General features: G+C 43.4%; 11 protein-coding genes. 4 read left to right on the forward strand and 7 right to left on the reverse strand.

Annotation, left to right across the window (positions count from 1 at the left end; all coding sequences use genetic code 11):
* Window positions 1–45: 45 nt before the first annotated feature.
* On the forward strand, window positions 46–864 hold the full coding sequence (locus ACRRU2_RS05885; RefSeq protein ID WP_432500388.1) for an SPL family radical SAM protein: 819 nt from the start codon (window positions 46–48) through the stop codon (window positions 862–864).
* On the opposite strand, the gene ACRRU2_RS05890 is transcribed toward ACRRU2_RS05885, so the two are convergent.
* From ACRRU2_RS05890 to ACRRU2_RS05900, 3 genes are all read right to left on the reverse strand, one after another.
* Window positions 861–2249 (reverse strand): GMC family oxidoreductase, encoded by a 1389-nt coding sequence (locus ACRRU2_RS05890; protein WP_432500390.1) that lies wholly within the window; start codon window positions 2247–2249, stop codon window positions 861–863. The two genes, ACRRU2_RS05885 and ACRRU2_RS05890, sit on opposite strands and share 4 nt — an antisense overlap.
* A 134-nt stretch (window positions 2250–2383) precedes the next feature.
* A complete protein-coding gene (locus ACRRU2_RS05895; RefSeq protein ID WP_432500392.1) occupies window positions 2384–3076 on the reverse strand; it encodes a DNA alkylation repair protein in 693 nt (230 codons plus the stop codon).
* 547 nt (window positions 3077–3623) lie between these two features.
* Window positions 3624–4274 carry a FusB/FusC family EF-G-binding protein gene (locus ACRRU2_RS05900; RefSeq protein WP_432500394.1) on the reverse strand — a complete coding sequence of 217 codons (651 nt, stop codon included), beginning with the start codon at window positions 4272–4274 and terminating at the stop codon, window positions 3624–3626.
* A gap of 399 nt (window positions 4275–4673) precedes the next feature.
* Between ACRRU2_RS05900 and ACRRU2_RS05905 the strand changes: the two genes are divergently transcribed.
* A complete protein-coding gene (locus ACRRU2_RS05905) occupies window positions 4674–6218 on the forward strand; it encodes a Ppx/GppA family phosphatase (protein ID WP_432500395.1) in 1545 nt (514 codons plus the stop codon).
* Here the strand turns inward: ACRRU2_RS05905 and ppk1 are convergent.
* Window positions 6210–8294 (reverse strand): polyphosphate kinase 1, encoded by a 2085-nt coding sequence (gene ppk1 / locus ACRRU2_RS05910; RefSeq protein WP_432500397.1) that lies wholly within the window; start codon window positions 8292–8294, stop codon window positions 6210–6212. The genes ACRRU2_RS05905 and ppk1 overlap by 9 nt on opposite strands.
* 161 nt (window positions 8295–8455) lie before the next feature.
* Here ppk1 and ACRRU2_RS05915 point away from each other — a divergent pair, with 161 nt between their 5' ends.
* Window positions 8456–8905, forward strand: a complete 450-nt coding sequence (locus tag ACRRU2_RS05915; protein ID WP_331698412.1) for a DUF4362 domain-containing protein — start codon at window positions 8456–8458, stop codon at window positions 8903–8905.
* Window positions 8906–9023: 118 nt separating this feature from the next.
* Here ACRRU2_RS05915 and ACRRU2_RS05920 read toward each other — a convergent pair whose 3' ends face one another.
* Window positions 9024–11822, reverse strand: a complete 2799-nt coding sequence (locus ACRRU2_RS05920) for a glycoside hydrolase family 10 protein (RefSeq protein WP_432500398.1) — start codon at window positions 11820–11822, stop codon at window positions 9024–9026.
* Between the two features lie 132 nt (window positions 11823–11954).
* On the opposite strand from ACRRU2_RS05920, the gene ACRRU2_RS05925 reads away from it, so the two are divergent.
* On the forward strand, window positions 11955–12527 hold the full coding sequence (locus ACRRU2_RS05925) for an AraC family ligand binding domain-containing protein (protein WP_432500400.1): 573 nt from the start codon (window positions 11955–11957) through the stop codon (window positions 12525–12527).
* Between the two features lie 132 nt (window positions 12528–12659).
* On the opposite strand, the gene ACRRU2_RS05930 is transcribed toward ACRRU2_RS05925, so the two are convergent.
* Together ACRRU2_RS05930 and ACRRU2_RS05935 are read right to left on the reverse strand one after the other, a co-directional pair.
* Window positions 12660–12914: a hypothetical protein gene (locus ACRRU2_RS05930; RefSeq protein WP_432500401.1), complete on the reverse strand. Its 255-nt coding sequence runs from the start codon at window positions 12912–12914 to the stop codon at window positions 12660–12662.
* Between the two features lie 210 nt (window positions 12915–13124).
* Window positions 13125–13808 (reverse strand): YjjG family noncanonical pyrimidine nucleotidase, encoded by a 684-nt coding sequence (locus ACRRU2_RS05935; RefSeq protein WP_432500402.1) that lies wholly within the window; start codon window positions 13806–13808, stop codon window positions 13125–13127.
* Window positions 13809–14156: the final 348 nt, after the last annotated feature.

Raw genomic sequence — 14156 nt, forward strand, 5'->3', positions numbered from 1 at the left:
ATGTTTTAGAAATATTATGGAGGAATTAGGAGGCGTTGCAAACAGATGAAAACAGAGCTGCGCTATACTGCGCCCAAAACACTGCTTAACAAAGGCACTGGCTTTTTGTCTGGCTACAGCCACTCCCTTAACCCCTATACGGGCTGCACGTTTGGCTGCTCATACTGTTATGTTCGGCAAATGCCGGTTTCACTTTTTCGCGATGCTGATTGGGGGCAATGGGTTGATATTAAAAGGGATGCAGCAGCCATTGTGTCAAAGCAATTAGAACGCGCAAAAAAGAAAGGGCCTGTTACCATATTTATGTCCTCCAGCACAGACCCTTATCAGCCAATTGAATATAAAGAGCGGATTACCCGATCAATATTGGAGGCAATGGTCGATCAACCGCCTGACTTCCTGCTGCTGCAGACGAGAAGTCCGCTAGTTGTTAGAGATATCGACCTGCTGTCACAGCTTGGCAAGAGCGTGCGCGTCAGCATGACGGTGGAGACGGATCGCGAGGATATAAGAAAGCATTTCACGCCTTCAGCCCCTCCTATTCCAGCCAGATTAAAGGCGCTTAAACAATTAAACGAAGCTAATATACCCGCTCAAGCTGCTATTGCCCCGATGCTTCCGAGCAGTGAGCAATTTGCGGCTCTATTGCGCCCGCTAGTTCGAAGAGTATGTATTGATGATTATTTTATGGGCGACGGAAGCGGCGGCAAACGAACGAAAAACTTAAAAATCCAAGCCCTTTATGAAGAGCTTGGATTGGAAGAGTGGTATCAGCCTGGCGCCTACAAAATGGTTTATGAGCGAATGAAAGCTATATTTGCTGAAAATGAACTGTTCATTAGTCAAAAAGGGTTTGAGCCTTAAGAAACAAGCAGCCCCTCTTTGCCCATATAGAAACCGAGACCATTGCTCACAAGGATAAACGGCTCCGCCGTCCTTTGGACAGGCGCGTGGTACGAGGAATCGATTTTGGCAAGCTCGGCAGCAATATCCTTAATATATATTGTGAAAATATTTTTTACAGCTTCCATATCCTCCGGGTTTTGCAGAAATCCTTCATCAGCTAATACAATATTAAGCGGATCTTTACTCTGGATTACAATATTACCTGCACTTTTCGGCCTTAAGTAAATGACAGCTATGTTCAACTGATCATCAGAACCGATACCAATTAGCTGTACTGCGCGTCTATGCGGGTCTTTACCGGTGGGGTCGGGCAAAAAAGCCCCGCCTGTGTATAAAGCATTTGGATCATCAGCCGGTAACGCACGGTCTTTTTTGCTAATAGAAAATGAAGCGGAATTTAATGTGTGATTTTTCAATCTTTTCCCGACGTTTGGATTATTAAATATAAGGGGAATACCGGCTTTTCTTATCGTAAAAGCAGGTCCGATTCCAGAGAGCATCAAAAGTTGAGCGCTGTTTATTCCTGCTGATACAATAACCTTCTTGCGCGCTAATGCTTTAACGCACTTCCCTTCCTCCAAAAATTGTACTCCTATAGCGGATCGATTATCAAAAAGAATTCGGACAACAGTCGTGTTATATAAGACGGTCAGCTTGCGCCCAAAAAGACCATGTCCTTTAGGCGTCACGATATCCGAAGAGAGAAATGCTGTTGAGGCACTAACCCTTTGACCGTTTCTTTTTTGATATAACTGCCAACGTGTGAACGGCCCCAGTGGAGTGTCAGGATCATTATAGTCATCAATTTTTGGAAATCCAGTAGCCCGTTCCATAGCAGTGGTTAGCTTTTCAGCCGTTGTGGTCGGATTTTTCGGAGCCTGCCTAATATCTATTCTGCCATGATAACCGCGCGCGCTTTTATTCGTTGTCTCGCCATTATATCTTTCCAATCGTTTGAACCGCTTTGTTTCATTCTCAGGCGACCACAATATACCAAGCAATGTTTCCCAATTTCGCATTACTTCCTGTGTTGGACGTACATTTTGTTCCCCATTAATGGAAGAGCCTCCGCCTGCTAGGCGGCCAGTCGTCCATTCAAATGATCGATCATCAAGCCCAGTTTGCGGTATCCCTTTCCCTTGCCAAAAATATTGGGGAGAAAAGTTTTCCTCGAGTTCAGGAGCAAAGGTCGAATTACTAATCGGTATATCTTTATCATGATTATTACCCGCCTCCAAAACAAGTACAGACGTTCTTTTATTATCAGAAAGCTCCTTAGCAAGAACAGCCCCTGCTGGACCTGTACCGACAATAATGTAGTCAAAAGTCATGTTCGTTTTCATTTAATATCTCCTTTATGATTAACTAATTCAGGGTATTACCTTGCGCGGTCAGTTGTTCCAATTACTTTAGCGACCCAACAGATATTCTGAATTAGACTCATTAAAGGAGCATTTACTTGCGTACATGCTATTATTTAGCTGCTTTGTTTACGCTTCATGCTTCTAATCAGCTGCTTCGTTTCCTTATCAATTTGCAGCGATTCTATAATTTTTTGCAGCGCCTTGTTGTAAGTGAAATCATCGAGCTTGCTGGACTGCAAATAATGCATTGTCGGCTCAGGAAGCTTTATATAGCAAATAGAAAGCGCCCATGCTGCTGCCATTTTCACATAGTACCCTTTGTGGTCCACCTCATCGATCAGCCGCAGTACACGTTCGATATAGTCAGCTTCAATATAATAGTTGAGCAGCATCACTATTCCAAAGCGTAAATCATATTCTTGATCCGATGCAAAATAGGGAAGCAAAAATTCCCATACATGTTCCTTATTTGCTTTCGTCATTTTTAATCCTGCACAAAAGCTGTCGCACACGGACCAGTTATTTATTTTCGGCACAAAATCAGCTGCTGCTTCCAGCACCTCTTCAATATCAGCTTTCAGATAACCGATAACCATACCCTGCAGCATCACTTCTTCAAAATATTCATTGTCCGCTTTAGCCAAGTACGAACGCCAATCCTGCTTGGCTAGCTGTTGGGCAAGCTTGCGCAGCTTCGGCAGGCGAACACCCAGCATATTATCGATATTGGGAATTAAAGCTGACGCGAATTTCTTGTAATCCTGGTCTGCCATCTGTATAAGCTGTTCTTTAATTGAGTTGTTCACATCATCACCGCTTTTAATTTGTTTGAATAGAGTCGACTACATGATTTTATTATCAAGAAAGATGCTCTGTTTGTAAACGGACAGCGAAATAAGACAGCAAGATAAAGAATTAGCAGCTATTAGCATCAAAAAGTTCAATTTACGTACAACAGCTGCCCTCCTCCCAAACTTGATCGCAGTAACATCTCTTTCGGTTTGCTTGTAGCCCAATCCATGGCCCAACAGCTTCTAGCCGGTCAGTCGTTCCGTTATTACTCCCAAAATCGCAGTTTTGAGGCAGCAAAGTGGCAGACGTTCCGCTATTGATCAATAAATCTCAGAAAAAGCCTCATTTAGAGCCTCATAGCGGAATGTATGTCCGCGAAATTAAAAAAATGGCGGTTTTAGAGCAAATAACGGAACGTGTGACCATGTCGATTCATTTAGGCATCCTTCGGCAAAGACAGACACTCCGCTATTCATCAAGAAATTACAGAAGCTCCTTCGTCCCCTGCCAGCAGGAAACGAAGGAGCTTCATTTTGAAATCTAGAAGCATCTCTTCTTCTTTTACTTTATGACATTGCGGATGAACTGCTCCAAAGGCTCTACATTTGTAATATTGCTGTTGCAAGCGCTGCTGTCCATACACATGTAATTGCCGATCGCTTTGTAGTAATCCGGTGACGCATTGGCAGGACGCGACTTCGTAATCGCCGTGAATAGCGCTACTTCCTCGTGCCGATTACACAAGAAGCAGACACCTTTCTTAGCAGGCGTAAATCTGCCTTCAATGCCAACCGTCTCACCCTGCATAGAATAAACGATAAACAGCTTATTTTGCGCAATATCCGTCCAGCCAAGATAGGTTATGCTGTCAAGATCAACAGCAGCTGTGTCAGGCGCCTTCAGCTTCTTCACCTTTGGAAAGAGCTTCACAAGCTGCTTGCCCGTAAGTGCTGGAAACGCAAGCAGATAAGGCTTGAATGAAAGCAAATACTGCTCCAGATCCTCTACTGTATCCAGCTCAACGATTCGTACGAGCATTTGCTTTTGCTCTTCAGCAAGCTCTCCAAACGCATCCGTAATTTTAATCAGCGCGCTATGCTTGACAGCCTCGATGATTTTGAGATCAGATACTGTTTTATAGGTGTTCTGCAAATGCTTGACTTGTTTTTTAATTACATTATATTGATGGTTTCTAATAAATGGCGTTGTCATTATTACCCGCTCCTTATTTCATTTAATTAAACATAAGGTGCGAAGCCTCTTATTAGAAACGATATTCTTATTAATTGGGCGAATGTGCTACCTGCTTCATCGGCCCATGCAAAGAATCGCCCTAATCGTGGCTTCGCATGAGCAGGTTCGAGCCTCGGCAAAGTGATTTGCCATTTTTACCAACCCCCATTCATTATGTTTATTATAAAATAATTGATCGCAATATGACAAATGATTATATCTAATTGAAACAGCGGTTTGCAAAATCGTTTACATAATCTTTAAATAAACGGGCTCTTAAACGCTGTCGTTTCGTTTGCAATCTCATATAGCATCCTCCATAATGTTCCTTAAACCGCCTGGCGATCGTTACAAAAAACAAGAATAAGGAGCTTGGATATGGGAAACAATCATACATTCGGAATTGTGGACATTGGCTCCAATTCGATTCGGGTAGCTGTCTATGAAATGACCTCGGCCGGAGAATATCGGCTAATTCATGAAAATAAAGAATCTGCACGGCTTAGTCTAAAAATAAACGCTGATGGCAAGCTGTATCGTGAAGATCTAATAGGCATCATGCCCATCCTGCAGCAATTCCATCATATTTGCCTGCAATATAAATGCCGTGACATACGAGTTGCTGCCACAGCAGCAATACGGAATGCTTCAAATTCGCAAGAAATTGCGGATAGCATCCTTGAGCATACTGGACTGCAAGTACAAATATTATCAGGCGAGCAAGAAGCCTATTACGGATTTCTTGGAGTTGTCAGCAATATAGAGTACGACGACGGATTTATTATTGATATTGGCGGAGGCAGCACAGAAGTTACTTTATTCCGAGGCAGAAGGCTGCTGCATAGCATTTCCTTGCCGATAGGAGCCGTGAATGGACATACCAGCTGCGGCAAATCGCCTGAAGCGTGGACAGAACACGATATTTCAAGCTTAACGAAGAAGTTGGAGCAATTATTGGCTCAGCACAGCTGGATTATGAGCTCGCCCGGCTTGCCCTTAGTTGGTTTGGGCGGCACGATCCGCGCGCTAAGCAAATTAGATCAGCACAGAGCAAACTATCCATTAAAAGTTGCCCACCATTACAAGCTCGATCCGAATGCGATTCATTATTTTGCGCAGCTTCTGCCTTCCCTGCCTTTGGCAAAACGCAAGCAATTGGATGGGCTGTCAAAATCACGCTCTGATATTATCGCACCAGGAGTCATTATTTTAAATACAATAATGGCATACATACAAGCTTCATCGGTTGTCGTCAGCGGCACTGGTTTACGAGAAGGAATGCTGATTGAGGCTGCCGGACTAGGCGTTCCGGCTGCAGCAGAAGTTATCCCAAGGCAAACGCGCTCTCTTCTTGCCTTTCATTCTACGGCAAGGCTTGATCATCTGCTTCATGTCTACAAGCACTCGAATCGCTTACTGGACACATTCGCTCAATATACAGCGTATCCCCGGGAGTATAAGCAGCAGGCTGAGAAGCTGCTTTATGTATCAGCCATGCTATATAAAATTGGCGGAAGCATTCACTATCACCAATACGACAAGCATACTTTATATTGGTTGACGAATGCCCCTATTGCTGGTTTAACGCACCGCGAAGCTTTGCTATGCGCTAATATTGCAGCTGCTGGTTTAGGAAAAGCAAAAGCGTCTTCCTTGGCTCCTTACCGCAACTTGCTCGAGCCTGCAGATGCTGAGCTGATTGCCCAAATAGGGTCGCTGCTGCAAATTGCCATTGCGCTTAACATTAGCGAAACGGAGGCTGTGGAAGATATTGTTGCAGAAATAAAAGCAGATGCCTTGCAGCTTGAGCTGTTTTGCAGCAAACAAGCCCTGCTGGAAACTAGAGGGCTTGAAGCTGCGGTAAAGCCATTCAAAAAAGCATGGAAACTTGGCTTAAAATGGAATCTGCACCATTCAAGATAATACTAGCTGCCGATCCTTCGTTTTCTTTTTCCAGGAATGAATGTGCAGCGCTTCGAACTGGCTTCTGCAAGGCGGAAGATCGTTTGTGATCGGCTCGTACTTGCCATTTTGAATAAGCCGCTGCGCCTTTACATTATCCTTAAGCGACAGCATCAAAATTTGAATGAGCGTATCGCGTGTGTCTTGTTTGTAGATGGGACACATAAGCTCCAAGCGGCGTGTTAAATTTCTGGTCATCCAGTCCGCACTCGAGATCCAAACTTCCGGATTGCCGCCATTTTCGAAATAATAAATTCGCGAGTGCTCGAGAAAGCGATCGACGATGCTTCTGACCGTAATTCGCTCGCTAAGTCCTTTAATGCCCGGGCGCAGACAACATATGCCGCGTACAATGAGCTCAATATGCACGCCTGCCTGCGAGGCTGCGTATAGTTCATCGATCATTTCCTGATGCGATAAAGAATTCATCTTGGCGATGATTTTGGAAGGTCGTCCTGCTGCGGCATGCTCCGCCTCCCGGCGGATCAAGGAAAATAATTTATCCTTCATATCAGCTGGAGCAAGTGTAAAGGCACGCCACTTTTCCAGCGAAGAATAGCCGGTTATTAAATTAAACAAATCAGAGGCATCCTCGCCGATTGCGGCATCTGTTGTGAAAAAGCCGATATCCGTATAGAGCCTTGCCGTAATGTCGTTGTAATTCCCCGTCCCGACATGAACGTATCTTTTCAAGTCCGCCCCTTCTTGCCGTACAACAAGCAAAATTTTGGCATGAGTTTTAAGGCCGACGAGCCCATATACAACATGGCAGCCTGCTTTTTCCAGTGTTCTCGCCCATGCAATATTGCGCTCCTCATCAAATCTCGCCTTTAATTCTACTACGACGGTTACCTGTTTGCCTGATTCGGCTGCGTGCGCAAGGGCTTTAATGAGCGGAGAATTGCCGCTCACCCGATACAAAGTCATTTTAATAGCCATAACAGCATGGTCTTGAGAAGCTTGAATAATAAAATCCGTCACGGCTTCAAAGCTTTCGTAAGGGTGATAGACGAGCACATCACGCTGGCTTAAAACATGGAAGAAATCATCGTGCTTTTCGAATTCCATCGGATAGACCGGTTCTATATGAGGATAGCGCAGTTTTGCATTTCCTTTAATGGCCGAGGAAAGCTTCCCTAAAAAGCTAAGATCAATAGGACCATCAATTTCGAAAATGGTCTCTTTAATCTCAAATTCATCCTCTAAAATCTCTAGAGCAAAAGGGTGGAAGCCCTTTTGTATTTCGAGCCTGACCGGAGAGCCCCAGCGGCGCTTGCGCAGCTCCTTCTCAATCTCCTCCAGCAGATCCTCAGCTCCGTCTTCATCAATCATTAAATCTGCATTGCGTGTCAGCCGAAATTCGTCTACAGCAACCGGGGTATATCCGCTAAACAATGTATGGACATGATGCCTGATGACATCTTCAATAAGAATAAAGGATTGCTTCTTGCTATTAGAATGTTGAGGCAAAGCAATAAATCTGGATAAATTAGACGGTATTTGGACAATCGCAAACCGCAGCTCCTCCGAGATGCTTGCCTCACGCTGTAATACGACTGACAAATAGACAAACCCTGTATGAACGAGCGGAAACGGCCTGCTCTGATCAACTGCCATCGGCGTTAAAACAGGAAAAATAATATCGTGATAATAATCCTCCATCGCTTTGCGTTGTTTTAAAGAGAGCTCCTCGTATTTAAGAAACATAATATGCTCCTTGCCCAGCTGCCTGACAAGATCGCGGTACGTGCGATATTGCTCTGATACCATGCCTGATATGCGCGAATGGAGCCTTTTATAAATCCCAGAGGGTGTATAGCCGGTAAAATCCTTCTTGGCATAGCCTGCACGAATCTGGTCTTGAATGCCGGCAAGGCGAACACTAATAAACTCATCCAAATTACTGGATACGATCGATAAAAATTTCACGCGCTCAAGCAGCGGCGTGTTTGGGTCCTTAGCTTCCTGAAGCACCCGCTTGTTAAATTCGACCCAGCTTAAATCCCGATTTAAATATCGCAAACCAATTGTCTCCATATCATGTCATCCTTTAGCCATATTTACCCTTATAGTACCTCTTTCTGCTGCTTCATCATGTTGCTTCATGTAAAAATAACGTAAATTGTATGTAAAATAATTTTGAATACAAAACTTCATTCTGTATGTTTCTTGGTATCATTGTATTAGGGAGTGAGACGATGAAAAGTAGATGGTTCTTTGTAATTAGTGTTTGTTTAATTGTATCGTTTGTTCTAATTGCACTTTTCTCTAACTATAACTATCCTTCAAAAAAAGCAATAAAAAATGGAGATATTGTAGTTACTCATAGTGGTAAATATCATTTAAACAATTTTTTTGAATTTCTTGAAAAGAAGAGAAATGAGATTAGAATAGTCGTTTACACTGACGAGGGCGATCCAATTATCAAAGATCTCACACGTGGTCAAAATGATGAAATCTTTTATAAAATAGATAACTCCAGGGATAAATTTTCTGCTAGGGATATCAAAAAAGGGGTTTGCAGCAATATAAGACAAGAGCCTTTCTCTAATGAAAACATGAATGGAGTATTTTATAAATTAGATGGTTGTGAAGGCAGCCGTTCAAATCATATTCCTCTGATCTTTTTAGAAAATAGTGAAAAATAATAAACAGCTATTAACTCTTATTACCCTTTCTTTTCGCCGATTGCAGCTGGATCCATAAACATAACAACACCGTACGCTAGGAAAGCGTACGGTGCTGTTGTCACATAAAAATCCTAAATTAGCTTTTCTTAGACATCGCGAGCGTAATAATATCATGCGCCTGGATCAAGTCAGTGCTGATGCGAGCCTTTACCTGCTCATGAAGATGCTTATCCTTGCTCAAATCCTTCTTAAATTTATCAATCTCTTTCAACAATTTATCGAGCTTCGATTTCTTTTTGCCTTTATTCCAGTTTTTGTCTACATTTTGAATCATCTTATTCAGCTCTTTTTTATATTTTTCAGCATCCTTTACCCTCATGCCTTGACCTGGAACATACAGACTATCTATTTTGCGAATAATTTCGCTGTAGATTAATTTCACTGCCTTATCCGGTTCACGCCCTATCGTAACAGCGGCGTCTTTAAATACGCCTTCGCGAAGCGCTTCGTCGTAGCCGATTTTAAACAAGGTTTCGTATTCAAAAATAGCTACTCCATTAGCCGGATGTACAAAGCCGTCAGCATCCGCAGCTACTCGTACCGCATCGATCTGCTCTACCAGCATCTCCTTGGATGAACCGATATAGGCAGCAAGGCCGGTCATAACAGCTGCTTTGCCCTTGGCGAATTTGAGCGCATCAATCGTATCCTTGACCGGCAGCTCCGTGCCCGGATTGTAGGTCATAATGCCAATATTATCAAGGCAACCCCGCTCTACCCAGTTAATGGCATCCTGATAAAGCTCGGACTTGGCACGCGGATAATTCGGCCATACAGCAGCCGAGAACTCTAGATCAGCGTTCCCTTCTTTAACAGCATCTGCGATATTGTACAGCACCTGATTAATTAAATTCACACGGAATTCATTCCATTTTTTATATAAGGGATCATCAGCCGCCAGAACCAGCGGATCTTTTCCAGTTTGCTGCTTGAATAAGTCGCGGCTGATTTGCTCATACCCCGGATCCTGCCCTGGATAATACGGATCTTCAGATGGATAACGTACATAGTCTACTTGAATGCCGTCCACATCATACTTTTCAGCGATTTCACGATATACTCCGGCTAACCAGCTCATCGCATCTGGATGGGACGGACTTAAAAAATAAAAATGCACGTATGCACTGTCGCGGAACAAATGCTTGCCTTGCTTATTGGCCATTAGCCAGCCGTTCTTATACATATCCCATGTCTCCGCGTAAGATGAATCATCTGTCGCTTCTTGCTCGCGCGGCAGAGCCATATGCTGCGGAGGACGGACAAACAACGTTTTGCCCCAAGCATGAATCTCAATATTCCGCTTCTTCCCTTCCTCAACATACGTTCCCAGCACGTCCAGTCCATTGAAAGCCGGATTTAACGTAACGAGTCCATTGCTGCTTGGAAAAATAAAATGACCATCATAGTCGATTTCAACATATAGCTTATTGATGTTTACGGATAGCAAATCATCCAGAACCTTCTCAATCTCGGCACGCGACTTCTCCACTGGGCGAATCCAAGCAGCCCGATCCTCCACCCGCCGCGATTCGAATGTTCGATAATAAGCAATCTGGCTTGCTGCTTCTGCCTCTCGCAATAGCACCATGCCGGCCCGGAATTGCTTTGCATCCATCAAACTTGCCGCTGCAGTAATTTTCTGCTCAGCTTCCAAAATTTTCTCTCGCACAGCAGCTTTATCAATATCTCTGAACTGCTGATTGGCTGTCTCCAAAGCCTGCTCAGCAGCATGAACGCTGTGCTGTTCCCGTGCTACGAAAGCATCCGGCTTATACCGCACCGTCACGCTGCCGCTCTCGCTATCCCAGTGAGCATAGCCTCCGATTTTCCCTAGACGCTGCAGAAAGTCTGCCTTCACGCCATGTCCCGACAGCACAAAGCCATTAACCGGTATGACCGAATTGTTGCCGCCGGCAGACATAATACGTCCGGTATGATCAACGGCAACCTCATAGCCGTATGGGTTCGTGCCAGTAGCAGGCTGGCCATAGGCTGAAGTATATACAATGAGCTGATCAGCACCGCGAAAACCAGGATAGGGGGCATTATTCGCATAATCCCACCCGGAAGGATTGTCTTCGCGCTTCGTTGGATTGGCCGCATCCGTAGCGATGTGGCCTGCACCATACATAGGCACATTATCTAGCACGATATCCACGACGCTTTGACTCTCCATCGCTTCCCTGGCAGCCGTACGAACAGCTTGCAAATAAGGGCTGTCAATGTGAATCGAGATCACGACTCCATTGCTTGGAATTGGCGAATTATTGCCTTGCGGCTGACTTGGATTATAGTCATCAAAACGAGTAATCAGCCCGTCAATGACAGTCAGCTCGATTCCATACGGATTCGTGCCAGTCTCCTTCCACGGAAATTGATTGTTGAACAACGCAACAGCTGCTGCTGTCCGGACAGCAGGATTTACAGCAGTTATAGGAACGGTCACATTTTGAATCGTAAAATATTGCTCTGGATAATAGACAGGCTCATAGCCCGTCAATACTAAAGACTGACCAATCGTGAATGCTTCGAGCTCGGAACGCGCTGAGCCCATAGCAGAAATAACATAGCCATTAGGCGGAATATAGCTGCCGTTAGCATCCTCCTCGACTATATCCACAATCGTTCCATTTGCGACAATCAATTCGAGCAGCTGATCCTCCAAGCCAAAAGGAGCGGTGCTTTCGCCAAAATCTCTGCTGAACAAGCCGATACTTCCATCGGCCCTTGCTTCATTTATATAATCGATGACGATTGATGCTCCGTCCGGCGCGCTTATAACAACTTTATTTTGCTGCGCGTAGCCCTCCATTGACCCTATTAGTGAAAATAGCAATACAAATATCATAGTGAGCGCAATGCTTTTCTTCATCATAAATAAAGCCCCTTTCTAATCTTATAATAACCAATCTTCCAATAAAGTTAATCCTGCTATTTTATTGCTAATACTGGAAATATACAATAGAATGGTAGAAACTACAGATCATAGCTAAAGGTGAGCAGATATATGGAACAAGTGAAATGGAAGGAAACCGATGTTATCTATTATTCTTCTCGCAAATATCTGGATCAAAATGAACACTGTAAACTGTACAAAATCGATCATACCTGGGGCAGCATACAAAATCATATCCATGACTATTTTCAAATTTGGTTTGTTAAAAAAGGCGAATTTATGCATGCGATTGAAAACCAGCCATTATATAAAATGGTAAAAGGAAATATCTTTCTTATTCCTCCCTATACGATGCACCGCGTGGAGATTGAAGCTGGAGGCATATTTGAAATTATCGGCTGTGAATTTATGCCTGAAGCGATTACTGAGCATCAACCAGGTATTGAAAGCAGTTACAATATTTCTATGCTTTCCTATTTAAAACCTTTCTGGATGGAGGTTAAGCAGCTAAAGCCTAAAATTCCTCTTATTGGAAAATCAGATAAATGGGCTGAAACGATGCTGGAAGAAATGTTCGCAGAATTTGCGGCCAAGCCCCCATTTTACAATGTGTATTTAAAGGGCTGTCTGCTGCAGCTGTTCCCGTGCTGGGTGAAAGAAAGGTTAGCACCATGCCGCAAATGACTACGGTTGAAATAAAATAAGGCAAATAGCTGATGGTTTGCGTGACCTTTTTAAAGGTTAATTGTTTGATCTCATTAAACAGCAAGGCAAGAATGATAGGCACCGGAAAGCCAAAAATAAGACTGTAGATGTTTAGCAGCAGCGTATTTCGCAGAATGCGAGGAAAATAAGGATCATTAAACAGCAGCATGAAGTTTTTAACGCCGACCCAGTCGCTTCCTGCCATTCCTTTGACGATACAATTAAAATACCGTACATGGGCCAGCAAGCAAAAATGGCATACCAAATCAGCACTGGAAGAAACATAAGATAAATCCACTTGTTTTTGGAAAGCTCAGCTGCCCTTTCTTTCCATTTGCTCGTCCTGCGCAGCAGATTATTGTTCAAACCAATCCCCCCAAATTGTTATCAGCTAAAGTGAAAGCGGATACATCAATTATAGTAATTGGCTATCTTGAAAAATATTAATTTAGTCCATTCCTATTGGATAATTGTTCAATCGTTCATACCATTAAGTTGTAAGCTGCACAAAAATAAAAAAAGGTGACTTTTCATTCTATTCAGAATGAAAAATCTCCTTTTTGCGTCCATTTCCAGTCACTCAATAATATTCAAAATATCATTTAACTTATAGATTTCATAGGTCGGCTTTATACCAGTATCGTTTTCCTTACGCAGTGGATTGTACCAGCAGGTATCGATCCCATAATTTATACCTCCCTGAATATCAGAAGTTAAAGAATCACCTACAATTAAAACCTTCTCTTTATCTGTTATCTTGAGTTTGGAAAATGCGTAATCAAAAATTCTAGTATCAGGCTTTTGAAAGCCTGCTTCTTCCGATATAATCAACTGCTCAAAAGTGTTATGAAGAGGAGAACTGCCGATTCTCGATCTCTGAACATTCGCATATCCATTTGTGATTACAGCAAGCCGGCACCCGGCAAGATTTCCGCATATTTCAACAGCTCCTTGCATCAGATACGCTTGCCTGCCCAAATTTTCAAGGTATGCGCTGCTGAACTTATCAGCATCGATCTCAAGCTTAGACTCAAGAAACAGTCTTCGGAATCTCTCTACGCCCAGTGCAGACAGAGTCGTAAGCCCCTGCTCCAAATCACCCCAAAGCACTTTGCTGATCTCTTTGTATTTGGCTTCATAATCCGCCAATCCCGTAGGTATTCCGAACGCTACAAAGGTGTTATGCAAGGCATTTTTTTGTGACATGCTAAAATCGAACAATGTATCATCAACGTCAAACAATATAATTTCGTATTTCATGATTGCCTCCAATTTTTCAAGTTCCACACAATACTATTTTAGCTTTACCGATGAAATATAAGAACACTGCTCAAAATGCTGAATGACGAGCCTGTTGACAAAGAGCGAATATATGTCACGCTTGTGAAAGGGGAATCCGTGGGAAGAAAAGCTTGATCAGCAGGAGGAGTAGGCAATCTTCTCTTGTACTGTTATGCTGCGGCAACTCTAAGGTTGCCCAAATGAATCGACATGGTCACACATTCCGCTATTCGGCTCCAAGTAGGGCTTTTTCTGCGATTTATGGATCAATAACGGAACGTCTGTCACTTTACCTCCTCAAAACTGCGATTTTGGACGTATTAGCGG

The sequence above is a fragment of the Paenibacillus sp. GXUN7292 genome (assembly GCF_050864975.1).
Taxonomy (GTDB): domain Bacteria; phylum Bacillota; class Bacilli; order Paenibacillales; family Paenibacillaceae; genus Pristimantibacillus.